28 protein-coding genes are annotated in these 24,388 nt (G+C 41.7%); 25 read left to right on the top strand and 3 right to left on the bottom strand.

Translation table 11 applies throughout. The features are described from left to right. Positions 1-45 precede the first annotated feature (45 nt). The 12 genes from HMPREF2685_RS06770 (at position 46) to HMPREF2685_RS06715 (ending at position 10,354) form a co-directional block, all read left to right on the top strand. Positions 46-423, top strand: coding sequence for a hypothetical protein (locus tag HMPREF2685_RS06770; protein ID WP_261710356.1), 378 nt, complete (start codon positions 46-48; stop codon positions 421-423). Positions 424-449: 26 nt separating this feature from the next. Beyond that, positions 450-917 (top strand): 8-oxo-dGTP diphosphatase, encoded by a 468-nt coding sequence (locus HMPREF2685_RS06765; RefSeq protein ID WP_070466046.1) that lies wholly within the window; start codon positions 450-452, stop codon positions 915-917. A 290-nt stretch (positions 918-1,207) separates the two neighbouring features. Then, positions 1,208-1,912: an ATP-binding cassette domain-containing protein gene (locus tag HMPREF2685_RS06760; protein WP_070466044.1), complete on the top strand. Its 705-nt coding sequence runs from the start codon at positions 1,208-1,210 to the stop codon at positions 1,910-1,912. 3 nt (positions 1,913-1,915) lie between these two features. Next, positions 1,916-3,013 carry a hypothetical protein gene (locus HMPREF2685_RS06755; RefSeq protein ID WP_049523394.1) on the top strand — a complete coding sequence of 366 codons (1,098 nt, stop codon included), beginning with the start codon at positions 1,916-1,918 and terminating at the stop codon, positions 3,011-3,013. A gap of 83 nt (positions 3,014-3,096) precedes the next feature. Further along, complete coding sequence (locus tag HMPREF2685_RS06750; RefSeq protein ID WP_061590603.1) at positions 3,097-3,501, top strand: PaaI family thioesterase; 405 nt, start codon at positions 3,097-3,099, stop codon at positions 3,499-3,501. Continuing rightward, positions 3,476-4,228, top strand: coding sequence for an HAD family hydrolase (locus tag HMPREF2685_RS06745; RefSeq protein ID WP_061590602.1), 753 nt, complete (start codon positions 3,476-3,478; stop codon positions 4,226-4,228). The genes HMPREF2685_RS06750 and HMPREF2685_RS06745 overlap by 26 nt, the downstream gene beginning before the upstream one ends. A 126-nt stretch (positions 4,229-4,354) precedes the next feature. Next, positions 4,355-4,690 (top strand): zinc ribbon domain-containing protein YjdM, encoded by a 336-nt coding sequence (locus tag HMPREF2685_RS06740; protein ID WP_003016288.1) that lies wholly within the window; start codon positions 4,355-4,357, stop codon positions 4,688-4,690. 337 nt (positions 4,691-5,027) lie between these two features. Next, positions 5,028-5,663, top strand: a complete 636-nt coding sequence (locus HMPREF2685_RS06735; RefSeq protein WP_070466042.1) for a Pr6Pr family membrane protein — start codon at positions 5,028-5,030, stop codon at positions 5,661-5,663. 262 nt (positions 5,664-5,925) lie between these two features. Continuing rightward, entirely contained in the window at positions 5,926-6,444 is a 519-nt protein-coding gene (pyrR, locus tag HMPREF2685_RS06730; protein WP_003001719.1) for a bifunctional pyr operon transcriptional regulator/uracil phosphoribosyltransferase PyrR, read from the top strand. 40 nt (positions 6,445-6,484) lie between these two features. Then, complete coding sequence (locus HMPREF2685_RS06725; RefSeq protein WP_003007497.1) at positions 6,485-7,408, top strand: aspartate carbamoyltransferase catalytic subunit; 924 nt, start codon at positions 6,485-6,487, stop codon at positions 7,406-7,408. A 124-nt stretch (positions 7,409-7,532) separates the two neighbouring features. Further along, positions 7,533-8,624, top strand: a complete 1,092-nt coding sequence (locus HMPREF2685_RS06720) for a carbamoyl phosphate synthase small subunit (RefSeq protein ID WP_070466040.1) — start codon at positions 7,533-7,535, stop codon at positions 8,622-8,624. Next, the gene (locus tag HMPREF2685_RS06715; RefSeq protein WP_070466038.1) at positions 8,621-10,354 is read left to right on the top strand and encodes an ATP-binding protein; all 1,734 of its coding nucleotides are present in this window, start codon (positions 8,621-8,623) and stop codon (positions 10,352-10,354) included. Before HMPREF2685_RS06720 ends, HMPREF2685_RS06715 begins: the two co-directional genes overlap by 4 nt. Before the next feature lie 40 nt (positions 10,355-10,394). On the opposite strand, the gene pepT is transcribed toward HMPREF2685_RS06715, so the two are convergent. The 3 genes from pepT to HMPREF2685_RS06700 are packed head-to-tail and all read right to left on the bottom strand — an operon-like array spanning position 10,395 to position 13,191. Beyond that, entirely contained in the window at positions 10,395-11,615 is a 1,221-nt protein-coding gene (gene pepT / locus HMPREF2685_RS06710) for a peptidase T (protein WP_070466036.1), read from the bottom strand. Positions 11,616-11,617: 2 nt separating this feature from the next. Beyond that, positions 11,618-12,439: a Cof-type HAD-IIB family hydrolase gene (locus HMPREF2685_RS06705; RefSeq protein WP_070466034.1), complete on the bottom strand. Its 822-nt coding sequence runs from the start codon at positions 12,437-12,439 to the stop codon at positions 11,618-11,620. After that, a complete protein-coding gene (locus HMPREF2685_RS06700; RefSeq protein WP_049486142.1) occupies positions 12,436-13,191 on the bottom strand; it encodes a LexA family transcriptional regulator in 756 nt (251 codons plus the stop codon). Before HMPREF2685_RS06700 ends, HMPREF2685_RS06705 begins: the two co-directional genes overlap by 4 nt. A gap of 195 nt (positions 13,192-13,386) precedes the next feature. Between HMPREF2685_RS06700 and HMPREF2685_RS06695 the strand changes: the two genes are divergently transcribed. The 13 genes from HMPREF2685_RS06695 to HMPREF2685_RS06635 all read left to right on the top strand — a co-directional run bounded on the left by HMPREF2685_RS06695 (position 13,387) and on the right by HMPREF2685_RS06635 (position 24,304). Continuing rightward, on the top strand, positions 13,387-13,824 hold the full coding sequence (locus HMPREF2685_RS06695; RefSeq protein ID WP_070466032.1) for a GNAT family N-acetyltransferase: 438 nt from the start codon (positions 13,387-13,389) through the stop codon (positions 13,822-13,824). Between the two features lie 66 nt (positions 13,825-13,890). Then, positions 13,891-15,717 carry a translation elongation factor 4 gene (lepA, locus tag HMPREF2685_RS06690; protein WP_070466030.1) on the top strand — a complete coding sequence of 609 codons (1,827 nt, stop codon included), beginning with the start codon at positions 13,891-13,893 and terminating at the stop codon, positions 15,715-15,717. A gap of 308 nt (positions 15,718-16,025) precedes the next feature. After that, positions 16,026-16,670 (top strand): hypothetical protein, encoded by a 645-nt coding sequence (locus HMPREF2685_RS06685; protein ID WP_070466028.1) that lies wholly within the window; start codon positions 16,026-16,028, stop codon positions 16,668-16,670. A 113-nt stretch (positions 16,671-16,783) separates the two neighbouring features. Then, on the top strand, positions 16,784-17,428 hold the full coding sequence (locus HMPREF2685_RS06680; protein ID WP_070466026.1) for a hypothetical protein: 645 nt from the start codon (positions 16,784-16,786) through the stop codon (positions 17,426-17,428). Between the two features lie 84 nt (positions 17,429-17,512). Continuing rightward, positions 17,513-18,007, top strand: a complete 495-nt coding sequence (locus HMPREF2685_RS06675) for a YkgJ family cysteine cluster protein (RefSeq protein ID WP_003001664.1) — start codon at positions 17,513-17,515, stop codon at positions 18,005-18,007. After that, positions 18,007-18,696 (top strand): pyrimidine 5'-nucleotidase PynA, encoded by a 690-nt coding sequence (locus tag HMPREF2685_RS06670; protein ID WP_070466023.1) that lies wholly within the window; start codon positions 18,007-18,009, stop codon positions 18,694-18,696. Before HMPREF2685_RS06675 ends, HMPREF2685_RS06670 begins: the two co-directional genes overlap by 1 nt. Positions 18,697-18,819: 123 nt before the next feature. Then, positions 18,820-19,092, top strand: a complete 273-nt coding sequence (rpsP, locus tag HMPREF2685_RS06665; RefSeq protein ID WP_006596292.1) for a 30S ribosomal protein S16 — start codon at positions 18,820-18,822, stop codon at positions 19,090-19,092. A 19-nt stretch (positions 19,093-19,111) separates the two neighbouring features. Next, positions 19,112-19,351 (top strand): RNA-binding protein KphA, encoded by a 240-nt coding sequence (gene kphA, locus HMPREF2685_RS06660; protein ID WP_003001620.1) that lies wholly within the window; start codon positions 19,112-19,114, stop codon positions 19,349-19,351. A 42-nt stretch (positions 19,352-19,393) separates the two neighbouring features. Next, positions 19,394-19,726 (top strand): MazG nucleotide pyrophosphohydrolase domain-containing protein, encoded by a 333-nt coding sequence (locus HMPREF2685_RS06655; RefSeq protein ID WP_003001737.1) that lies wholly within the window; start codon positions 19,394-19,396, stop codon positions 19,724-19,726. A gap of 75 nt (positions 19,727-19,801) precedes the next feature. Then, on the top strand, positions 19,802-20,584 hold the full coding sequence (locus HMPREF2685_RS06650) for an alpha/beta fold hydrolase (RefSeq protein WP_070466021.1): 783 nt from the start codon (positions 19,802-19,804) through the stop codon (positions 20,582-20,584). A gap of 35 nt (positions 20,585-20,619) precedes the next feature. Beyond that, on the top strand, positions 20,620-21,138 hold the full coding sequence (gene rimM / locus HMPREF2685_RS06645) for a ribosome maturation factor RimM (RefSeq protein ID WP_014713408.1): 519 nt from the start codon (positions 20,620-20,622) through the stop codon (positions 21,136-21,138). After that, complete coding sequence (gene trmD, locus HMPREF2685_RS06640) at positions 21,128-21,844, top strand: tRNA (guanosine(37)-N1)-methyltransferase TrmD (protein WP_070466687.1); 717 nt, start codon at positions 21,128-21,130, stop codon at positions 21,842-21,844. Before rimM ends, trmD begins: the two co-directional genes overlap by 11 nt. Before the next feature lie 138 nt (positions 21,845-21,982). Then, a complete protein-coding gene (locus tag HMPREF2685_RS06635) occupies positions 21,983-24,304 on the top strand; it encodes a CAP domain-containing protein (RefSeq protein WP_070466020.1) in 2,322 nt (773 codons plus the stop codon). The last annotated feature ends 84 nt before the right edge of the window (positions 24,305-24,388 follow it).

Below are 24,388 nucleotides of genomic sequence, written 5' to 3'. Positions count from 1 at the left end.
TATTTGTACCTGTTTAGGATCCTGTATCTTATTCTTTTACTTTTCATGCTAGCTAATTTTCTTTTAGGATTCTTTGGCTACGCATTTACTCCACTTCTTTGGAATCCCTGGCTGTATCTTGGAGCAGTGACGGCTATTAGTCACATTTGGTATCGTTTCTATCGAAAACATACTCCAAATTGGAAGAACCTTGTTAGTGTTCTTTTGAGTCTCTTTGCTATGGTGATTCTAGTATATTTCATTGAGTTGTTCTTTACCTTTGATGTCCATGGTCCGGTGACGATTCACTCGGAATATTATTTAAAAGAGAAGTCAATTGTCTTTCATAGAGGCTCCCTTTTAGATGCCTTCGATGAATACCATGAGCTGGTGAATCCCTTTGTCATGAAAGAAGAGATACAAAAGAATGTTTATGTTGATTAATTGTTAATATCATAGAAAGGAAATTTATGTCACGCGAAACATCTACCATTTTAACAAATCTATGTCTGATTGAAGACTGTTCAACGAATAAAGTAGTCCTCCAATACCGCTCACCTGAAAAGACTCACTGGGCTGGCTATGCTTTTCCAGGTGGCCATATCGAAGAAGGAGAAAGCCTTGTAGAATCCGTCATTCGTGAAATCTACGAAGAGACAGGACTTACAATTACAAATCCAAAACTGGTCGCAGTCAAAGACTGGCCACAAGATGAGGGCGGCCGCTACATCGTCTTTTGCTACAAAGCGACAGAATTTACAGGCCAGCTAAGATCGTCTGAAGAAGGAGAAGTTTATTGGGTTGAGAAGGATCAATTAGAAAAGTTGGACTTGTCCTACGATATGCTTCCTCTGCTGGAAGTGATGGAAGACCCGGACTTGTCTGAGTTCTATTATCGCAAACGGACAGACGATGATTGGGAAAAATTAAGATTTTAAGCAAAGGGCTAGAGGTATCTAGCTTTTTTGCTTGCAAGGTAAAAGAAGTAAGAATATTCCATTCGTGCTTGAATCTGCTTAAAAAAAGTACTATAGTATAAGCATAAAATACAATTGTAATCTTTCATACTGTGAATAGAAAGAAGGCAAGATATGAAATTACAATTTAGAATCCTTATAGGAATTTGCTTCTTGATCGGTGCCTTAGTCTTTGCCTTTCAAAAGGAATGGTTATACGCTTTGCTGTTGCTTTTGGTTGGGGCTTCTTACCTTTATAAAGGAGTGCGTCGATGAAGAGTGATTGTTTAAACATCAAGGGGCTAAACGTTTGGTATAAAAAAGGCAAGCCCATTATAAAAGATACGAATTTGCTTGTACCCAATCATTCTGTAGTCGGGTTGATTGGTCGAAATGGAGCAGGGAAGACAACCTTGCTAAAAGCTTTAAGTAGTGTCTTTGATCATCGGCAGTATGCAGTTGAGACTGTTACCATAGAAGACAAGGCGACCTCTTTTCATACGAATTTCTATAAGAGCCGTACCTATACAGTTTTTACTGAAAACAATAGTTTTTTAAACTGGGATTTTGTTCACTATTTTAATTTTGTCTGTCGTTTGTATCATCGAAAGAGAGATGAAAAGGTATTGCAGGACCTGATTTCAGGTTTTCATTTTGAAGAATTTCTCAACACCGATATCGGTAGTTTGTCAACGGGAAATAAGAAGAAAGTCTTCTTGATCACAGCTTTTTATCTCAAACCTCCCCTCCTTATTTTGGACGAACCATTTGATGGCCTTGATTTTGATGCGACAGAATTTCTATATGGTTTACTATTGCAGTATAAAGAAGAAGGCGCTATTCTGATGAGTTCGCATATCGCAGAGAGTATTGTTCGGGTGTGTGATACAGCTTATACTATTGAAGATGGTCACCTAGACGCGATCAAATCGAATTTAGAAGATTGGTTTCATGACGTCAATCGTCAGAGGGGGTAGAGCATGCTACTAGCTATTTTTAGAGATTTGGTTTCCAAAAATCGGCTCTTCTTGTTCTTGACTTCCTTAGCCTTTGCTCTTTATTACCATGTTGTTGGGGGCAAATTTTCTACGAGCTTTCAAGTCTTATTGATCAGTACGGCTATTGTCACTGCTCTATCAACCTTTCAATTGTTGTATTCCTACTTTTCGATGGACAGGGTCCAGGCCTATTACCAGCTTCCGTTGTCTCTCAATCGTTTCAAAGGTTCTTTTCTGACGGTAACCTTTCTTCTCAATTTGTTAGAGCGCGTGCTGTTATTGATCCTCTTTTTGGGAGTCCAGTTAGACCTGCCACAATCCTTTAAGCTTGTCCTCCTATCTTTACTGGTGGTATTGAGTGTGTTTTATGTCTTTATCCAGTTCAATACAAGGCCCAGTTTTCTAGGAGGGGTGCTCATTTTTGTAACGACTGCTCTTACAGTCTCTTCTTTATGGGTCCAACAAGTGTCCTATATGATCTTACTGTCAGCCCTCCTTGCTGTCTTGATTTTTAAAAATGAGGACCTGGTCGCGATTTCAAAAAATGATCAGTTGCTCGTCGCAAAGAGAAGAAGTGGCAATTATTTTTGGATTTCCTTGTTTCAAGAGCGCTATTTTTCCATCAATTTTGTCTTTACTCTCATCTTCCTCCTTCTCATTCTGATACAGGATTACGAGGCTCCATTAAAAATCATCATCCTTTTAACAATTGCTTCTGTCAATACGCCATTAACCACTCTCATTTCTGCGGATAAAGATTTGATTGATCATGTTAAGTCTCTTCCTAAGAGTCGGTTCTTTTACCTGATGTATTACCGTGTATTGCTGACTTATTTCTTATCTGTTAATCTATTTGTTGCTCTTTTATTAAAAATGGTGGTCATGCCTGACTTGGGGATCCTATTTTTACTAGGTATGATGATTCTAGCAGTGGTTGAAGCTGTTTTGCACTTACTGATTGAAATCTATTTTCCTTTAAGAAAATGGAATTTAAAGAGAGAATGTTGGAAGCACCCAAGAAAATACATTGTTCCTAGTATCGTCTTCTTACTTAGTTGGAGTCTCCTTTTCTGCTTCTAAGGAATTGCCCCTTTGCTTGTATCTGCTTCTTAATTGTAGTATGATAGAGGAGTTGAAAAGATGCTAGAAAAGGTGACAAGTATATGAAAGATTTTCACTTTGATGCAATTGCTGCATTTGAAAATTACGAAATCGAAAAGATGAGAGATGGCCATGTAGTGGTGACAACCAAGGTCGTGGAATCATCGCTCAATTATTATGGAAATGCGCATGGAGGCTATCTCTTTACCCTGTGTGACCAAGTCAGTGGTTTGGTCGTGGTTTCTCAGGGGGTCGATGGTGTGACCTTGCAATCCTCTATCAATTACTTGAAAGCAGGGCGTCTGGGTGACGTCCTCACGATCCATGGCGAATGTGTCCACAGTGGACGGACGACTCGCGTTGTGGATGTGGATATTACCAATCAAGACGGTGTCAATGTCTGCAAGGCAACCTTTACCATGTTTGTTACGGGAGTGAGAGATGAATCCGCACAAGTACGCATTTAAAAATTATATTTTTGATTTTTATGGAACCTTGGTTGAGATCGAAACCGATGAGTCAAGTCCAGTTTTATGGGATACCATGGCTCAGATTTACCAATCCTACGGGGCAAGTTACACAGGAGAAGGTCTGCGCCTGCGTTATAGAGAGTTGGTGCAACAAGCTGAAGAAGACTTGGCCAAGAAAAAACAAGTTGCCCATCCTGAGATTGATCTGACGGTCATTTTTGTGCAATTGTATTTAGAAAATCATCCTAGTGGAAACAGTGTTGCCCACCTCAAAGAGTGGGGACGTTTGATTGCACGGACTTTCCGTGTCCTTTCTCGCAAACGATTGGAGCTTTATCCTCACACGAAAGAAGTGTTAGAGGATATGAAAGCTGCAGGTTGCCGGATCTATCTCTTATCCAATGCCCAAGCAGATTTTACCGATCCTGAGATTGATTTAGTAGGCTTGGGAGAACTTTTCCATGCCATTTACTTGTCATCAGATGCAGGTATTCGCAAACCTCAGCCAGAGTTCCTCTTGGAAGTCATCAAAGAGCACCAGTTGAACCCTGAGAAAACGGTTATGGTGGGGAATGATTTTACAACAGATGTTGCTGTTGCCCAAAGTATCGGGATGGAGAGTATCTTGATCAATACCTTCCCATACTCTGATGCTGAACTGCGCGAGAAGAATCAAGCAGGCGTGCGCGTGATTCAAGACATTCAAGAATTGCAGGAAGATTGAAAGATATCATCTATGTAAGGAGACCAAGTTGCCTCCTTTTTTTGAAAATCCTACAGTCGAACAGGATTTGTCAAATTTTTGCTTTCATGGTATACTATGAAAGTTAATTTGAATAAGGAGATAAAAATGAATAACTTACCAAACTGTCCAAAATGTAACTCTGAATATGTCTATGAAGATGGAGCACTCTTGGTGTGTCCAGAGTGTGCTTATGAATGGAACCCAGCTGAGGTCGAAGAAGAAGAGGGTGTCGTAGCGATTGACGCCAACGGAAACAAATTGGCTGATGGCGATACGGTAACCTTGATCAAAGATTTGAAAGTCAAGGGTGCACCGAAGGATTTGAAACAAGGAACGCGCGTGAAAAACATCCGTATCGTAGAAGGCGATCATAACATCGATTGTAAGATTGATGGCTTTGGCGCAATGAAACTCAAATCAGAATTTGTGAAGAAGATCTAAAGAACAGTACACAAATTAATAGAGTTGTTTAAGTTTATAATGGAACTTTCCGCTGTGAGAGAAGTACTTGAAACAGTATTGATTCAAGTACTCGGGAGTTTTGAAACTTTAGGTTCAAAACTAATTGAACACGGGCTACGGATTCTGTCAAAAAGATAAGTTCTCCTAGAATCGAAAGATTCTGCGTCAAACTTCCTATTTTGACTTTATCCGTATACGCCCTTTGTATCTTAATAAGTCATGGAACTTCGAAGAAGTTCGCTGACGTCCGTCTTCACTTAAGGAAAGTTCCTGATAAAACTGAAGGGCCTAGCCCCTTTTCTTTCAGGAGAATACTATGAAATTCAAACTATTGTTTAGCTATCGTTTTCTATTGTTTATCTTAAGTGTGCTCGGCGTTTATCTGCAACTGACCAAGCATGGTGGCTTTGGTATGATGCTTTATTACACCATTTTATCCAACATGTTGGTCATGTTCTTCATGGGAGATATGGTTTGGCGCATGCTTCGTGGTCGTTCGACCCAGACCCAAAGCTACCTTCGCATGAAGGGGGCAGTGACCATGGCTATTATGATTACCTTTGTCATCTACCACTTTATGTTGGCGCCTCTTGCGACACCTGAGAAGTTTTACCGCTTGGAAAACTTCCTCTGTCACTACATTGTTCCCTTGATGTTCTTCTTTGACACCCTGGTGATTGATAAACCAAAACAATACCATAAGTCGGATCCATTAGCTTGGACCCTGCTTCCCTTGCTCTATATGGTCTTTGCTCTTCTCAACGGTTTGGTCCTTAAGTGGCCAGTTCCAGGTGCCAAAGACAGTCCTTTCCCTTATTTCTTTATCAATGTCAACAAATACGGTTGGGCTTTTGTGGGCAAATGGGTGGTGATCATTTTTATTGCTTACCTCTTGGCTGGCTATGTGCTCTATGGGATCAAAAATATCAAGCGAAAATCGGCTGTTTCTTAGTAAAAACCGAACGTTATTCGGACGAAAAGTCATGTTTTTAAATTTTTTTGAAAAATGTTGAGTTTTTTCTTGCATGTCGTTTGAAACTGTGATATAGTTATCTCAATTAAATAAATCCTTTAATCCTGTCCCGTGAGGCAGGCAAGGAGACTGTGAAAAACAATGGCTAGGACCATAGGGCGAGACTCTATCCTCTTAGACCATTCATTTGCTGAACCTCCTTGAAAAAGGAGGTTTTTCTTTTACAACTAAGGAGGACTGAATGAAAACCAAAGAAGTCGTTGATGATTTGACGATGAAGCGGGCCATTACCCGCATCACCTACGAAATCATTGAACGAAACAAAGATTTAAGCCAGATTGTGCTGGTGGGAATCAAGACGCGCGGTGTTTACATTGCTCGCCGGATCCAAGAACGCCTCTCCCAGCTGGAACAAATTGATGTCCCTGTTGCAGAACTCGATACCAAGCCTTTCCGAGATGATATGAAGGCGACAGAAGATACAACGGTGTTACCAGTTGATATCGCTCATAGAGAGGTCATCTTGATCGATGATGTCCTCTATACAGGTCGCACGATTCGCGCTGCCATTGATAATCTGGTCAGTCACGGTCGTCCTGCTCGAGTAAGTCTTGCAGTTCTAGTCGACCGTGGGCATCGGGAGTTGCCGATTCGTCCGGACTTTGTTGGGAAAAATATCCCGACCAGTAAGTCAGAGGAAATCATTGTCGAGATGGTGGAGCTAGACGGCCAAGACCGCGTCCTCATCAAAGAAGCTTAAATAAATAGTAAACCATTCACATTATAAAAGGAGAATCAACATGTCTGAAAATCAAATCGCTCTTAAAAACCTTGTCTCAATGGAAACTCTTACCAATGAAGAAGTAATGGCTTTGATCAAGCGTGGGATTGAGTTCAAAAACGGAGCTAAAGCATCCTACGAAGACCAACACATCATCTCAAACCTTTTCTTTGAACCTTCAACTCGTACCCACAAAGCCTTTGAAGTGGCAGAGTTGAAATTGGGATGTGATCTCCTTGACTTTGATGTAAAGACAAGCTCTGTGAACAAAGGGGAAACACTTTACGATACAATCTTAACCATGTCAGCTCTTGGAGTGGATGTCTGTGTCATCCGTCACCCTGAAGTGGACTACTACAAAGAATTGGTTGAAAGTCCAACGATCACTGCCTCTATCGTCAATGGTGGGGACGGTTCAGGTCAACACCCAAGCCAAAGCTTGCTTGATTTGATGACCATCTACCAAGAATTCGGTCACTTTGATGGCTTGAAAGTTTGTATCGCTGGGGACTTGGATCACTCACGTGTGGCAAAATCAAACATGCAAATCTTGAAACGTTTGGGAGCAACTCTTTACTTTGCAGGTCCAGACGAATGGAGAAGTGCGGAATTTGAAGACTATGGAACCTTCGTCACTATCGATGAAGTCATTGAAGAAGTGGATGTGATGATGTTCTTGCGTGTGCAACACGAACGTCATGATTACGAATCACTCTTCTCTAAAGAAAACTACCACCGTCTTCATGGTTTGACACAAGAACGTTATGATCGTATGAAAGATACAGCCATCTTGATGCACCCAGCACCAGTCAACCGTGACGTTGAAATTGCGGACCACTTGGTAGAAGCTCCTAAATCACGCATCGTAGAACAAATGACCAATGGTGTCTTTGTCCGTATGGCCATCATTGAAGCCGTCCTTAAAGGTCGCGGAGCAAAATAAGATAACTGATAATTCATTGAAAGGAAAGAAAGAGGACAGAGTAGATCACTACATGGAATCTGACTTTCCTTTTTTTGAGGAACTATGATAAAATTGGACTAGAGTAAAAGAAGGGAGGGGTTCGATGAAACGATTATTGGTCCTAGAGGATGGGACTGTATTTGAAGGAGAAGCCTTTGGTGCAGATCTATATGTGACTGGTGAGTTGGTTTTTACCACAGCCATGACAGGTTATCAAGAATTGCTCACGGATCAGGCTTTTAGTGGCCAGATTCTCTCCTTTACCTTCCCGGTTATTGGCGCAGCAGGGATCAATCGGGATGATTCTGAATCCATTACACCCACTTGTTTAGCGGTAGTGGTTCAGCATCTGGTGGAGATGCCGAGCAATTGGCGGCAGCAGATGACCTTGGATGAATTCTTGAAGCGAAAAAAAATCCCTGGTATTGTAGGGATTGATACCCGACAGGTGGCAAAAATTGTCCGCAAGTATGGACGGATGAAGGCAACTGTTATTAACAAGGGGGATTCGATCGAGCATATCTTGGATCAGTTGCGAGCGACAGTGCTTCCAAAAGACCAAGTGCGTCAAGTCTCGACCAAAACGGCCTATGCTGTACCTGGTTTTGGAAAGAGTATTGCCTTGATTGATCTAGGGGTCAAGCACTCTGTTTTACGTCAGCTGAGTCAAAGGGACTGTAATGTGACAGTCTATCCCTATGATATCTCTTATGATGAACTGATGGAGCAGCAACCAGATGGGGTTATTTTATCCAGTGGGCCAGGCGATCCCCATCAGGTGAAAAAACTATGCCGCTTGATCAAAAAGCTCAATGGTCAGATTCCGATCTGGGGTATGGGCTTGGGAGCTCAGTTGTTGGCACAAGCTTACGGCGCTGATCTGGCCCCTATGGAAGTCGGACATTTTGGCTTGAACATACCTGTGCGTGAAATTGCGACAGGAAAAATCGAAATAACCAGTCAAAATCACCTGTATAGTATAGCACGCGATAGCCTGCCCCATGATTTATTGGTCACGCATGAAAACGTCAATGACCATAGTATTGAAGCTTTTCGTCATCGTTACCAACCGATTTTAGGGGTTCAATTCCAAGTGGATGCGAGTCCAGGTCCAAGGGAAAATCTCTATTTTTACGATGAATTTTTAGAGTTGATTGATGCCAAAATTCACGAAAGTAGAAGGGAGAAGGAATGATGAAACAAAACCAGAAATTGCTTCTCCTGTGTGGAGATTCTTATCAGGATTTTAGCCTTTTGGCTGCGGTAAATGAAGCACAAAAACTCAATGCTAAGGATGGGAATGCTCTTGTCCTTTACTTGGGCGAAGAAAATGCTATCACCCAAGAAGCTGCAGATATAGTTGTAGTTAGTAAGCTCAAGCTGGATGCTCTTAGGACGACTCTTCTTTCTTATACTGGATCTCGCTTGCTCTTAGCTTTCGCGGACAAACAGATTTTGAATCTCTTGTTTCGTTTGGAAGAAACTGGATTTTTCAAAGAAGCATCGATCTTGATTGTCGGGACAAGTCTCCAACGCTACCGTAATTTTTACCAACAGGCAGATCAACGACGTCTCTTTCAAGAGCTGGGCTATCAGGTACCTGCTTCAGCACTGGTTAGTTCGGTTCGAGAAGCTATCGAGTTTTCTGAAGGCATTCAATTTCCTATTATGATCTGGCCAGTAGCGAGTAAGCAAGGGCAAGGGCGAAAGATTGCTCATAACCTGGATGATTTATGCGAAGCTGTAGAAATGGGACTTTCGGTCTCTCCAAGTCAGCAGTGTTTGCTAGAATTTTCGACTTATGGCTTTAAGGAACTGGATTTTGTAGTCATGCGGGATCGCGAAGACAATCACTACCTGGCTGCCTCTATTGAAAGCATTGATCCTGTTGGGATCCACTCCAGTGACTCTTACCAATTCATGCCAGCGGTCACTCTGACTGACCGTGAGTTTCAAAATCTTCGTGAAGCGGCGATCCACATTAGTCGCTATCTGAAGCTGACAGGAGCCATTTCCATTAAGTTTGCCTTGGATCCGACGAGCTACGCTTTTTATATCTTAGAGGTTAATCCATTTGCTTCAGATAGCATCTCGATGGCCTCTATGGGCTTAGGCTATTCCTTGTTTGAGCAAGGAGTAGAGTTGCAATTAGGGTGGTCTCTCGAGCATTTGCCTCATCCCTTATTAAAGGATTTAAAGGCTGTTTATGAACCGAGTTTGGACTATATCTTCTTTAAGATCCCGATTTTTTCTGATGCTGCTAAAAATGCCCGTCTCAATACCCAAATTCACTCTTATGGCGCAGTTTATGGATTTGGGAAGAGAATTGATGAGGCTTATCAACAAGCCCTAGAAACCATTAAAGACAAGAACTTGCTGACCATCCTTCCTGAAGAAATGAGCGATGATGAATTAATCCAGAAAATTGCTCGTCATATGCCCCACCGGCTCTTCTATATCTTAGAAGCCTTGAAACGTGGTTTTGAGTTTGAGGAACTCTTGGATTTGAGTAAATTAGCACCTGTCTATTTGCAGGTTCTAGCCAATCTTGTAGCGATGGACAAAGAAGAAGTTGCAACAAGCCCAGCCTTTCTTCCGGTTGAGCCATCAGCTGGCTTATATGAGGTACGAGCGGGTGCAGCCTATTATCTGACCCAGAATGGAACCAATGAATCATTGGGTTTGGACGCTGCTTGTGTCTTGGTGGATGATTTAGAAATCTGCGATGAGCGTTTTTACCAAAAGGTGAGAAAGCAAGTGAAAGAGCTGAAAGAAAAAGGACAACAGGTGATCTTACTCACGAATCGTCCTTTTACAGAATCTTTGGCAGATAAAGTCTATTATCTTCCTATTAATGAGACAAACCTTCACCTGATTCAGAATATTGATCAGGTCAAAGATATTGTCAAGCTCTCTAATAGATAATAAAGGATCCGGACAATCTATCCGAATCCTTTTTTGTTTCTTATTTTTTGGTCACAATACCGATAATGGTATCAACTGCGCGTTCCATGGTTTGGAGACTTACGTATTCAAAGCGACCATGCATGTTTTCGCCACCGGCAAAGATATTAGGTGTTGGAATCCCCATAAAGGAAATTTTAGAGCCATCTGTACCACCGCGGATCGGTTCAATGATTGGAGTGATTCCAAGATCTTCCATGACTTCCTTAGCAAGGGTGATTGGTGTCATATCTTTTTCAATCACTTGCTTCATGTTGTAATACTGATCTTTGAGGGTGAGGAGAACGCGTTCGCTACCGAGCTCCGCATTCATCTGATCGGCAATAGATTTCATAAGGTCTTTGCGTTTCTCAAAGCTTTCTGTTTCAAAGTCCCGAATGATATAGCTAGCACTTGCTTCCTCGACAGTTCCATCGATGTTCATCAAGTGGTAGAAGCCTTCATAGCCTTCGGTTAATTCTGGACGTGCTCCTTCAGGGAGTTTGTTATGGAAATCAATGGCCAATTGAAGAGCGTTGATCATTTGACCTTTGGCTGTACCTGGGTGGACATTGCGTCCTTTGAAGGTGATTTCAGCCCCAGCTGCTGAGAAGGTTTCGTATTGAAGCTCTCCGAGAGGACCACCATCAACAGTATAGGCAAAGTCTACATCAAAATCCTCTGCATCAAATTGATCTGCACCGACTCCGATTTCTTCATCTGGACCAAAGCCGACACGGATTTCTCCATGTTTGATTTCAGGATGAGCTGTCAGGTATTCAATAGCTGTCATGATTTCAGCGATACCTGACTTATCGTCTGCACCCAGAAGAGTAGTACCATCCGTTGTGATCAAGGTTTGTCCCTTGTAGTTGTTCAAATGAGCAAAATCAGCTGGATCGAGTGTGAAACCAGAGTCACCAAGGGTAATGACACCGCCATCATAATTCTCAACAATTTGTGGATTGACATTTTCGGCATTGAAGTCAGCGGTATCCATGTGAGAGATAAATCCAATCTTGCGAGTAAAGCTTGGATCGTTAGCTGGAAGTGTTCCAATAGCATAGCCGTTTGGCAAATAGTAGACGTTTTGAAGACCCACGCGTTTCATTTCAGGGATCAAGACGTTTGTTGCAAAATCAACTTGTGATTGGGTACTTGGAGTGGTTGTAGAATTTTCGTCTGAACGTGTGTTAACCTTTACATAGGTAATAAAACGGTCCAACAAATTTTGGTATTTCATGATCATTCTCCTTTTTCAGTTTCAATTAATTTGTGAATAGCATGGGCCACGCCATCCTCATCATTGGTCAGGGTGATGAAATCTGCGATTTCCTTGACAGCAGCATTGCCATTTCCCATAGCGACGCTGTAACCAGCAAAACGTAGCATTTCAAGGTCATTGTTTGCATCTCCAAGAGCCATGACCTGGTCTCTCCTGTAGCCTAATGTTTGGCTTAATGCTTGAAGAGCAGAAGCTTTGCTCGCACCTTTTGGCAAGATTTCAAACAAGATATCCTGTGAACGAACAGTGTTAAACTCGGCCTCTAATGCAGCCTCGTTCTGAGCTTGGAAGGCATCAATAGCAGAAGGATCTCCTACGTACATGGCTTGAAAAATAGGAACAAGGTTGGGCAGATCCTCTTCAGAGACAAGTGTCGGTTTAGAATTAACAATGCCCGCATCCATCGTGACAAGTTCACTGGCTTCAGGTGCGACCACTAGGTAGTGATCTATGTCAAATAAGGTTAGCTGGACATCTGTATCTTCCGTCAAAACATGCAACCGGTGCATGTCCTCAAGGCTCAATTCTTCCTTGCCAATGATTTCCCAATTCTTAGTAGACAAGGTTGTACACCCGTTATTGATAATCATATAGTAGTTGCCATCAGGGAGTCCAATCTCTTCAAAGATAGGCCGTACACCCGCTAAGGGGCGCCCCGTACAGATCACAATATCATAGCCGGCTTCATGGGCCCGGTGAAGAGCTTCAATATTGCCTTTAGATAGAGTCTTATCCTCATGCAAAAGAGTTCCGTCCAAGTCAATCGCGATTAATTGAATCATTTGATTTCCTCCAAATCAAGAGGAACAAAGCCATCAATCACTTTTCCAATCACCCCAGGTTCCTCATCTAGTGGAATGATTTGATCACTATATTTCTTATTGAGGGAAACCAGTCGAATACCGTTGGCCTCGCGAAATACCCGTTTGATCAACGTTTGCCCATCAAAATCAATGGCATAAATAGCCCCTGCCTGATCGTAGTAGGTTTGCTTGATTAACACAACGGCCCCTTTTTCGTATTTAGGCTCGAGGGAATCCGTATGAATCCAAAAAGCCAAATCGTAAGGAATCTTTTGATCAAACCACACGATATCAGCTTGCTTCTGATTTTGGTATGCTGCAAAAGAATCATAGACAGAATAAGAGTGGTATTGCTTTTCAATCTTCTGTCTTTCTTTTTGATGGGTCAAGAGACTTTTTCCATAAGAGAGAAGATTTTCTTGATTTCCTTCATCGAGCTGTTTATATAATCGTTCAATCTCTGAATCAATGACTACAAAATCATTGCGCAATCGAGGGTCAATATCAGCAACTGCTACCTGGAAAAAGGCTGCAATCTTCTCTAAATTTTCGGGAACGGGAAGAGAAGTTCCTTTTACATATCCAGTCAGGGTACTTGCAGGGATTCCAGTAATACGAGATAATTCGATCTGCTTTTTCCCTTGTTCTTTCAGTAATTCTCTAATCTTTTCCGATATAATCCGTAATGCCTCTTTGTCTTGAGGGCTTGCTTTTCCACGACCTCTGGCCAACGTACTCACCTCCTTGTATTTACCCTTACTATTATAATGAATTAAATCGAAAAAGTAAATAGAAATCCCTGAAAAATGCGAAAAAAGATGAATTTGATCTAAATCGGATTTTCATTTTGAATTTTATCAGATATTCCTTTACTTTTTGAGGAAAATGATCTAAGATAATACCATAGGGTTCATGGAGGTGAAGGTATGATTCGTACTGTTCAAGTCAAAGATGCAGGTCAAATTAGAGATTTATGTCACCAAGCATTGGGGTATGATTCGACCCTGGAGAAAGTGGCAGCTCAGATTGATAAATTTAATTCGCCAGATTCGGATCATTTTTGCTTTGTTTATGAAGAGGACCAAACAGGCCATATTCTTGCCTATGTGGAGGCAGAAGTCTATGAAAGTCTCTATAGTGACGCTGGTCTAAATATTTTGGGTCTAGCGGTTTTTCCATCTGCTCAAGGACGTGGGATTGGTCGCCAATTGATGGAGAGAGTTGAAGAACTTGCCAAAAGCAAGCATTATGCTTTTATCCGTTTAAATTCCGCCTCTCATCGAAAAGAAGCCCATCTCTTTTACGAACGAATAGGTTATGAGGGAAATAAAACGCAGAAGCGATTTTTGAAAATAATGAATTAAGATAGGCAAAGGCCTATCTTTTTTGTTATAATGAAGAGTACGATTAAATTTACTAGGAAGATGATTATGCCAAACTTTGAAGAATTAAAAAAACGACAAGAGAAGATTCGGAACTTCTCGATCATCGCCCATATTGACCATGGAAAGTCAACCTTGGCCGATCGAATTTTAGAAAAAACCGAAACCGTGTCTAGTCGGGAAATGCAAGCCCAACTTTTAGATAGTATGGACTTGGAACGGGAACGTGGGATTACCATCAAGCTGAATGCCATCGAGTTGAACTACACGGCTAAAGATGGGGAAACCTATATCTTCCACTTGATTGACACACCAGGACACGTGGACTTTACCTATGAGGTTTCGCGGTCGCTTGCTGCCTGTGAGGGAGCCATTCTTGTGGTGGATGCCGCTCAAGGGATTGAAGCTCAGACCCTGGCCAACGTTTACTTAGCACTGGACAATGATTTGGAAATCCTTCCAGTCATTAATAAGATTGACTTGCCAGCTGCAGATCCAGAACGTGTGCGCACAGAAGTAGAAGATGTCATCGGCTTGGATGCTAGCGAGGCAGTCCTAGCCTCTGCCAAGGCTGGTATTGGGATTGAAGAGATTTTGGAGCAGATCGTTGAGAAAGTTCCAGCACCGACGGGTGATGTTGAAGCCCCTCTTCAAGCCTTGATCTTTGACTCCGTTTATGATGCCTATCGTGGGGTAATCCTTCAGGTCCGAGTGGTCAATGGAATGGTTAAACCAGGCGATAAGATCCAGCTCATGAGCAATGGCAAGACCTTTGATGTCACAGAAGTTGGGATCTTTACTCCTAAAGCAGTCGGCCGTGATTTCCTTGCGACTGGAGACGTTGGCTATATTGCGGCCTCTATCAAGACCGTTGCGGATACCCGTGTCGGGGATACGGTAACCCTAGCGACCAATCCAGCAAATGAGCCACTACATGGATACAAGCAAATGAATCCAATGGTATTTGCTGGTCTTTACCCGATTGAATCCAACAAATACAATGACCTTCGTGAAGCCTTGGAAAAATTGCAATTGAATGACGCCAGTCTTCAATTTGAACCGGAAACTTCTCAGGCCCTCGGTTTTGGTTTCCGTTGTGGTTTCTTGGGTCTCCTTCATATGGACGTTATCCAGGAGCGTTTGGAGCGTGAGTTCAATATTGACTTGATTATGACGGCACCGTCTGTTATCTACAAGGTTAATTTGACAGATGGAGAAGCACTGGATGTCTCCAACCCATCTGAGTTCCCAGATCCAACCAAGATCGCTTCGATCGAAGAACCGTATGTCAAAGCCCAAATCATGGTGCCACAAGAGTTTGTTGGGGCTGTCATGGAATTAGCCCAACGCAAACGTGGGGACTTTGTGACCATGGACTACATCGATGAAAATCGGGTGAATGTCATCTATCAAATCCCACTAGCTGAAATTGTCTTTGATTTCTTTGATAAATTGAAATCCTCTACTCGTGGCTATGCGAGCTTTGACTATGAGTTGTCTGAATACCGACCTTCTAAATTGGTTAAAATGGATATCCTTCTCAATGGCGATACTGTCGATGCCCTCAGCTTTATCGTTCACAAGGACTTTGCCTATGAACGTGGTAAGTTGATCGTTGAGAAACTCAAGAAGATTATCCCTCGTCAACAGTTTGAAGTGCCTATCCAAGCGGCGATCGGTCATAAGATCGTGGCCCGTACAGATATCAAGGCCCTTCGTAAGAACGTCTTGGCTAAGTGTTATGGTGGGGACGTCTCACGGAAACGTAAGCTTCTTGAAAAACAAAAAGCTGGTAAGAAACGGATGAAGGCAATTGGATCTGTAGAAGTACCACAGGAAGCCTTCTTATCTGTCTTGTCAATGGATGAAGAATAACAATGAGAGAGTGGGACAGAAATCGGTAATTCGTTAGAATTCGATTTCGTCGTCCCACCTCCGCACAGTTGAGTAGGACTGTAAAAGCTGATGAAAGCAGCGTAGTAGAGCCCACTCAACCACTGCGTCTTGCTCGACAATCCAAAAATAATTGAGAGGCTAGGACTTTTGTCCCAGCCTTTTGTTTTAGGTTCAAAAGAAATAGACTGAATGAGAAAGGTTCCATCAGATGTGACACTTATCCTATTTTAAAATACCCACTTTCATGGTAGACTAGAAGAAAGAAAACGTTATCAAGGAGGTTGAGCATGAAACACAAATTATTGACCGCATCACTGACGATTCTTTCTATCTGCACACTAATGGCTTGTAGTCACACCACTCAAAAGGACACAGCAGCTTCTTCTACAAAAGAAAGTAGCAGCAAAGTCGAAAAGCAAACAAGCAGCTCTTCGTCAAAGGATACTGCTTCTACAAAGAAAACCACTTCCAGTCAAGAAACCAAGCGGATTGGAAATGCAGATTATGGATACATCGATATTCCAAGTAAATGGTTCAAGTTCACGGATATCGATGGGACAGAAGCTGTCCAGTATACGGATGGGAGCGGCTATAATATTGTCACCTTGAATAGCTTTACGCGGGAAAAGGCCAAAGTTCCTGCGGATATCGAGTTTAATGCAGAATTTCTAGCTAAGAAACTGGCCGTAATGTGGCAAGATAACCAGGATGTTGATAAGATGACGGGAGCGCGGACTAAAGTCGCAGGTCTGGACGCTTACCAGCTTCAAATTATCATGAAATCTGGTCAATACCTGATTACTTGGGTCTTCCAGAAGGGTGAAAAAGTGTATACCATTTCTTTTGAAGGGGATGCAGAAACCTTGAAAACCTTTATCCCATACATTGAAGACACTTGGAGCCTAGATGGAACAGGCGCTGTAACGGATTGATGAAGAGAGGCTAGAATCATTTCTAGTCTCTTTATGCTATAGAAATCGCACTTTCAAATCCTAGAAAATCATGGTAGACTAGAGGAAAGTAAATACATCATTGAGGAGAGAATATGAAAAATAAGTTCCTACTCGCGTCTGTTACGTTTTTGTCTGTTGTAAGCCTTTCTGCTTGTACTAGTCCAAAGAAAGCGTCTAGTAAATCATCGGTAGCATCTAGTTCCGCTAATGTGGTGAGAGAGACAACAAATTCAAGTAGTAATGTAGAGAAAAAAATTCCAGATAGTGATAAGGGGAATGTGAAAACGAAACGAATTGGATCAGCAGATTATGGCTATGTCAATATTCCAAGTGACTGGAAAAAGAATGATAGTATCCAAGTCGGAGATAATATTCAGTATACAGATAAAAACGCCTTCAATATTATTGTTTTAAATGCTGCCACTAGAGAAAAAGCAAATGTCCCTGAAGGAGTGGAATTTAATGCAGAGCTAATAGCTCAAAGATTGGAGAGTAGGTGGAATGATTATAAAATTGTTGAGAAAATGACAAAATCTACGACGACTGTTGGAGGAAATGAGTCGCTTAAAATACATATTTTTCTCAAGTCAGGCCTGCAGGTTGCTGGTTGGGTATTCCAAAAAGATGATAAGGTTTATTTGATTGTTGTTGAAGGATTTGAGAAAACAATAACTCAATTTACTCCTTATGTCGAAAACACTTGGAGCCTAGATGGAACAGGTGCTGTAACCGATTAATTAAGTGAGATAGATCGCAAGATCTATCTTTTTTCACAGTCTTTGTGGTATAATGCTTCTATTGTTTAGAAGAGGAAATAGAGGATGACACAGGAAATTGATATTGAAAAATACCATCAGTTAGCTCTCCAAAAGCAAAAGGAGCACCGCAAGGTATTGGCGAATCTCAAGAAGAAGCCACCTAAGAATTTAGATAAAATAGCGCAAGAAATCCACGATGAAGTTTTCCAAGAAATCGATTGTACGGCTTGTGCTAATTGCTGCAAAACCTTAGGGCCCGATTTTAAGGAAGCGGATATCACGCGGATCGCCAAATATTTCAAGATGAAGCTTCCTGCCTTTGAGGCAGAATTTCTTCAAGTTGACGAAGATGGGGACAAGGTTTTTAAATCCATGCCTTGCCCCTTTCTTGGTGGGGACAATCTCTGTTCCATTTATGATGTACGCCCAAAAGCTTGTCGGGAATTCCCTCACACCGATCGCAAGAAGATCTATCAGATCAACCATCTGACCATCAAAAATACGCTCACTTGCCCAGCTGCTTATTTATTTGTAGAAAAATTGAAAGATCGTTTGTAATGGCATATAAATTTTTACTTTTTGATTTGGACCATACCTTGTTGGACTTTGAATCTGCTGAAGAAACAGCCTTGACGCAGATGTTAGAAGACATGAATTTTTCAGATGTAGAGGCCTTTAAAGATTACTACAAACCTATGAACCAAGGGCTCTGGAAGGATTTAGAACAAAAGAAGCTCACCAAACAAGAACTCGTGGATAGTCGGTTTGCGATTGGGTTTGCCCACTTTGGGATCACGGTTGATGGGGCCGAGATGGCTCTTCGCTACCAAGATTACATCAGTCTTCAAGGGAAGTCATTCCCAGGGGCGGAGGACTTACTGGCACGACTTGAAAAAGCAGGTTACCAGCTCTATGGTGCAACGAACGGAGTGACTGCCATTCAAGAAGGACGCTTAGCTCATTCTTCCATCGCGCCTTATTTTAAAGAGGTCTTTATCTCTGAACAGCTTCATACTCAGAAACCAGAACCTGCATTTTTTGACAAAGTAGGCCAACTGATTCCAGATTTTAGCAAGGAAGAGACCCTCATGATCGGTGATTCTTTGACAGCTGATATCGCAGGAGGGAATGCTGCGGGGATTGCTACCGTTTGGTATAATCCAGATCACAAGGAAAATACCAGCCAAGTAGTGCCAACTTATGAAGTTAGCACCTATCAAGAAATCGTCGATTTACTGATAAAATAAAAAATTTTAAATACTGTCAAGTTTTTTTCTTGACAGGTCTATGAAATGTGTTATAATAGATCATGTGCTAAATAGCTTGTCTATTTCACCGAAAATTAAAATATAGAAAAGAGACTTATAAAAATGGCAGTTAAAATTCGTTTGACTCGTATGGGTTCTAAGAAAAAACCTTACTACCGTATCAACGTAGCAGATTCACGTTCACCACGTGATGGTCGTTTCATCGAAACAGTTGGAACTTACAATCCACTTGTTGAAGAAAACCAAGTAACTTTGAAAGAAGACCGCGTTCTTGCATGGTTGGCTGATGGAGCTCAACCTTCAGATACAGTTCGTAACATCCTTTCAAAAGAAGGTGTTTTGAAGAAATTCCACGATTCTAAATTCTCAAAATAATCATAAAGTAGGTTGATGTATGGATACGATTGAAAATCTTATTATTGCAATTGTGAAACCCTTGATTTCACAACCGGATGCCTTAACCATCAAGATCGAAGATACTCCGGAATTCTTGGAGTACCACCTTGACCTTGATCCTAGCGATGTTGGTCGTGTAATCGGTCGAAAAGGTCGCACCATTTCTGCGATAAGAACGATTGTCTACTCTGTCCCAACTGAAGATAAAAAAGTAAGAATCGTTATTGACGAAAAATAAAAAGGCGGGACAAGGTCTCGCTTTTTTTTGCAAGGAGAAGGAATGAGAGATTTAACAGTCAGACAACTAGAGGAATACTTACTTGATCATTATCAACAATCTAGAACAGAAGAAGGACTTTTTATCAAACTAGTAGAAGAAGTTGGAGAAGTCGCTGAGGTTTTAAATGGACGTTCAGGTAGAAAAGAGGGGGTCCAAGATTCAAACGAGGAATTGGCAAAGGAGTTGGCAGATATCATTCACTACACAGTGGCAATTGCAGCTATTAACCATATCGACCTAACGAAGACCATTTTTGAAAAAGACAAGAAGGCAGCCATCAAGTATCAGCATGAACAAGATTTGGAGCAGTTTCTAGCAGAAAAGAGCATTTGAGAAAATCCCTTGAACGTGATAAAATAAAACCTAAGAATGTTAAGTGAATGGTTGTTCAGAAGGAGTTATTTTGATATGAACCGATTTGAAGTATCTACAAAGATTGGTTGTCTATCTGTTACTTATAAAAAGGGAAATAAAATACTAGTTTGTTTAAATGGTGCTGGTTTGATACCAAGTTATGAAAATTTCCTACCAATACTTGAAAAACTTCCTTCCTCAATAGGTTACTTAACGATTGATTTTCCGAATACAGGTAGGAGTCCGATTCATAGTCAAACAGGACTTAATTTGGATAATCTTGTTGAAGCGGTATACGAAATCCTGAAGGGATTGGAAATTTCCAATTATATACTTTGTGTTCATAGTTTAAGTGGTGTTTTGGCTTTAAAGTTAATGAGTAAACCAATTAAGTGTCAAGCTTTGATAGCAATTGAACCGACAACAAAAAATATAATGTTTGCTGATTTTAAAAAAAATCCTTATCCAGAAATGGAAGAGCAAATGAGAATGATCGAAGAATGTGGTCCGGAAAATTATTTTAAGGGGCTAACTCAAGCAACATTTGAACCTGAAACTGAAAGACTGATTTGGGAATTGATGGAAGAAAAGGGCTTAGAATTGGAAAAGCAAGTTCCTGGATTTCAGATATCTGTAAATATTACCGCTGAAGATTTTGATAGTTTGTCCTTACCAGATAATATTCCTGTTTTCGTATTTTGTCAGGCGTATAGAGAAAAAGAGTACAGAGATTCAGAATATTGGAATTCTAATACAAAACTCATTCTAGGTGGAAACCACCACTATCTACACTGGTCAGAATCGGAAAAAATTGTAACTCTTATTAGAGAACTGTAAAGATAAATTAATTAAAAGAGGAATGTAGTGAAATCATGAATTACTTTAATGTTGGGAAAATTGTCAATACCCAAGGCTTACAAGGAGAGATGCGGGTCTTGTCTGTGACAGACTTTGCGGAAGAGCGTTTTAAAAAAGGAGCAGAGTTAGCTCTCTTTGATGAAAAGGATCGTTTTGTCCAAACGGTGACCATTGCCAGTCACCGCAAGCACAAGAACTTCGACATCATCAAGTTTAAGGATATGTACCATATCAATGCCATCGAGAAATTCAAAGGCTTTAGCCTCAAGGTTGCTGAAGAAGACTTGACGGATTTGGAGGATGGCGAGTTTTATTACCATGAGATCATCGGCCTTGATGTTTACGAAAATGACCAACTGATCGGTCAGATCAAGGAGATCCTGCAACCAGGTGCCAATGATGTCTGGGTGGTCAAACGCAAAGGAAAACGTGACCTTCTCTTGCCTTATATCCCACCAGTGGTGCTCAATATCGATATCCCAGGAAATCGGGTGGATGTAGACATCTTAGAAGGGTTAGATGATGAAGATTGATATTTTAACCCTCTTTCCAGAGATGTTTTCGCCTTTGGAGCACTCGATTGTCGGCAAGGCGCGTGAAAAGGGACTTCTCGAGATCAACTACCATAATTTCCGTGAGAATGCGGAGAAAGCGCGCCATGTGGACGATGAACCCTATGGGGGCGGGCAAGGCATGCTTCTACGAGCGCAGCCGATCTTTGATGCCTTTGACGCCATTGAGAAAAAGAATCCGCGCGTGATCTTGCTGGATCCTGCTGGTCGGACCTTTGACCAAGACTATGCTGAAGAGTTGGCTCAGGAAGAAGAATTGATCTTTATCTGTGGTCACTATGAGGGCTACGATGAGCGGATCAAGACCTTGGTGACAGATGAGATTTCTCTTGGAGATTATGTTTTGACAGGTGGCGAGCTAGCGGCCATGACTATGATTGATGCGACGGTGCGCTTGATTCCGGAGGTGATTGGAAAAGAGTCCAGTCACCAGGATGACAGTTTCTCCTCTGGTCTTCTAGAATATCCTCAATACACACGGCCATATGAATACAGAGGAATGACGGTTCCCGATGTCCTCATGAGTGGTCACCATGAAAATATCCGTCAATGGCGCCTCTATCAGAGTTTGAAAAAAACCTTAGAACGTCGTCCAGACTTGCTAGAAAACTATGAGTTGACAGCAGAAGAAGAGAAGATGTTGGAACAAATTAAACAAGAAGACTAACAGCGTCAGCTGTTTTTCTTTTGCCTCAAAAATTTATGAAAAAAACTTTTTAAACCTACTAGTTATTGGTAACAAAATGTGGTATGCTAAGGGGTAGAGAAACTTCAAGAAAATGATTAAGTTTTGGGGGTGAGTTTAATGGGAAAGAAATTAGGAAAATCGGTTTTCACGACAGGGATTGCAGCAACAACAGTCCTATCTGGTATGTTTCATCACAAGGCTAGTGCCGAAGAGGTGAAGCAAAATGAAAATGCAGAAACCAACAGCACGGAAGTAGTCGAGAAACCAATTACAGTTGATGAGTTGAAGCAAATCACAGCTCAAAAAGGCCAAGTGGTGAAAGATGTCCACTACCAAGAACAAAAAGTGATCGATGCTCAAACGGAAGTCAAGGCTGCTGGACAAGAACTGGAAGAAAAGAAAGCAGAAGTGACGGATGCGGAAAACCTCATCGCAACAACTTCGGATGCCCAAGTTCAGAATGCAGAAAATGGCGTCAAGGTAGCTCAAGCCTATGTGACCATCGAAGAAAATAAGGTTCGAGAAGCAGAAGCTGCCCATGACCAAGTCGTAGAAGCTGTTCGTCAACAGGAAAATCAAGTTACTGCTCAGGAATCTTTGGTCGATGTAGCACAAAATGAATTGAACCAAGCCAAGGCACCGATTTCAAATGATGAGAATGTGCTCAACCAAGCTTTGTTGGAGCAAAGTCAAGTCGAGCAAAGTATCCGAGAATCTCAGAATTACCTCGCGACCTTGCAAGCGAGTCAGCAAACTGGCTCAGATACAGTGGCTCAAATTGAGAGCGATATTCAACTGGCTCAAACACGTCTGACAGATTTGAAAGCGGTCATCGCAACCAAGGAAGCAGAATTGGCTGCCATAGAACAAGCGGCAGCGAACAGCCCTGTTCAGTTGAGTCAAGCGACTTATGAAGGTTATTTGCAACACTTAGCTGACAATGGCAATGAAGCTGCAGCAAGTGCTTTAGCCCTCTACAAGCGTGGTCGGGAAGAAGACGGCTTAACAGTTGGAGAGTCTGGATCTTTGCAAGCCAACCTCCGAGCACTTGAAATTGCGGATGCTATTAATAGCTATCGTCGCAACGCCGGCTTGCCTGAATTGGAGCTGGATCCTTATTCCCTTCCTGCCAGCCAAGTACAGTTAGAATACTTCAAGAAAGCTAACTGGCATATGTTTAAGTATTTGCCAAACGAGAACATTGCATATGGCTTCTCACCTGCTGGTGCGGTTGACTTTTGGTACAATGAAAAAGCGGCTTATCAAGAAGTTGCGGCTCAATATGGTCTACCAACTGACGAAACTCAAATCGATGCCAACGATATCTATATGAAGATTGGTGCTGAGGCCTTTGCTAAGGTTGGTCACTATCTCCAAATGGTAGACAACAAAGCGACAGCTTTATCAGTCGCTTATGACCCAAGTAATGCCATGTCAGAAGCAGCTTTCTTACACCGCCCTGTCAATTCAGCAGTGTCAACCAGTGCACTCGCTTACCAATTGCGTCAGGGGGCTGGAGCTACGACGACAAGATCAGATGTGAAAGCAAAATCTGATGAAGTCGCTAATCTCAAGCTGGACAAGGCCAATCAAGAGTCCCAAATCATTATCTTGCAAGGCAAATTAGAAGATGCCCGTCATACTAATTCGAATGTGGCAGTAGAGATGGCCAATGTCCAAAAGACCATCCAAAATTACAAAATTCTTCTTGTCAGCAAGGACCATGCAGTTGAAAAAGCAAAAGCGACTCTTGATGTATCTCGAGGTCGGATTGAAGCAGCTATCCAACCAAAAGAAGCAGCGCTTCAAAAAGCGAAAGATTTGTTAGCAGCTGCGCGTGAGAAATTAGATCTTTTAAAAGCAGAAGAAGCAGAAAAAGCCCAAGTCGTTCAAGAAGCGCATGAGGGCTTGAAGGCAGCGCAAGAACGCTTGGTTGCTGCTGAAAAACGTCTTTCTGACTTTAAAAATGCTCCAGAATTATTGGTCAAAGCCCAATCAGTTTTATCAGCTGCGGTGGCTAATTTAGAAAATAAAAAAGAAAAATTAGAAGCCGAATTCACTACTCTTCAATCTTATCACAGTGTCGTGGAACTGTTGAATTCTCAATATGAAGATCTAGCGTCACGAATGGATCCAGCTATTTTAGAAGCAGCAGATATGCCAATGGATATCCGCTCAAGCAATCCAACCACTTTTTCGGATAGACCAACAGTTCTTCCAACAGGTACCAATAGTCCGCAAGTGCAAGCACCAAAAGCTACTCCAGCTCCGAAACAAGAAGCCAAAGTAGAAGAAATCAAACCCAAAAAAGAAAACAGCCAAGCTGTGGCAAGTGCAGATTCTTCCAAATATGCAGTAGCAACAACAGGTGTAGTCGTTGGGCTACTTGCTGGATTGTTTGGTTTCAAGAAAAAGAAACAATCTTCAAATAATGATTAAGACATACTGAGAATAGAGTGGATGCATAGACACTTTATTGCTTAAAATCTTTAAAGGAAATTTATGAGGGTGGGACAAGAACTC

The organism is Streptococcus sp. HMSC074F05 (genome assembly GCF_001808725.1).
GTDB classification, from domain to species: Bacteria; Bacillota; Bacilli; order Lactobacillales; family Streptococcaceae; genus Streptococcus; species Streptococcus parasanguinis_I.
This window is presented reverse-complemented; position numbering and strand designations above follow the sequence as displayed.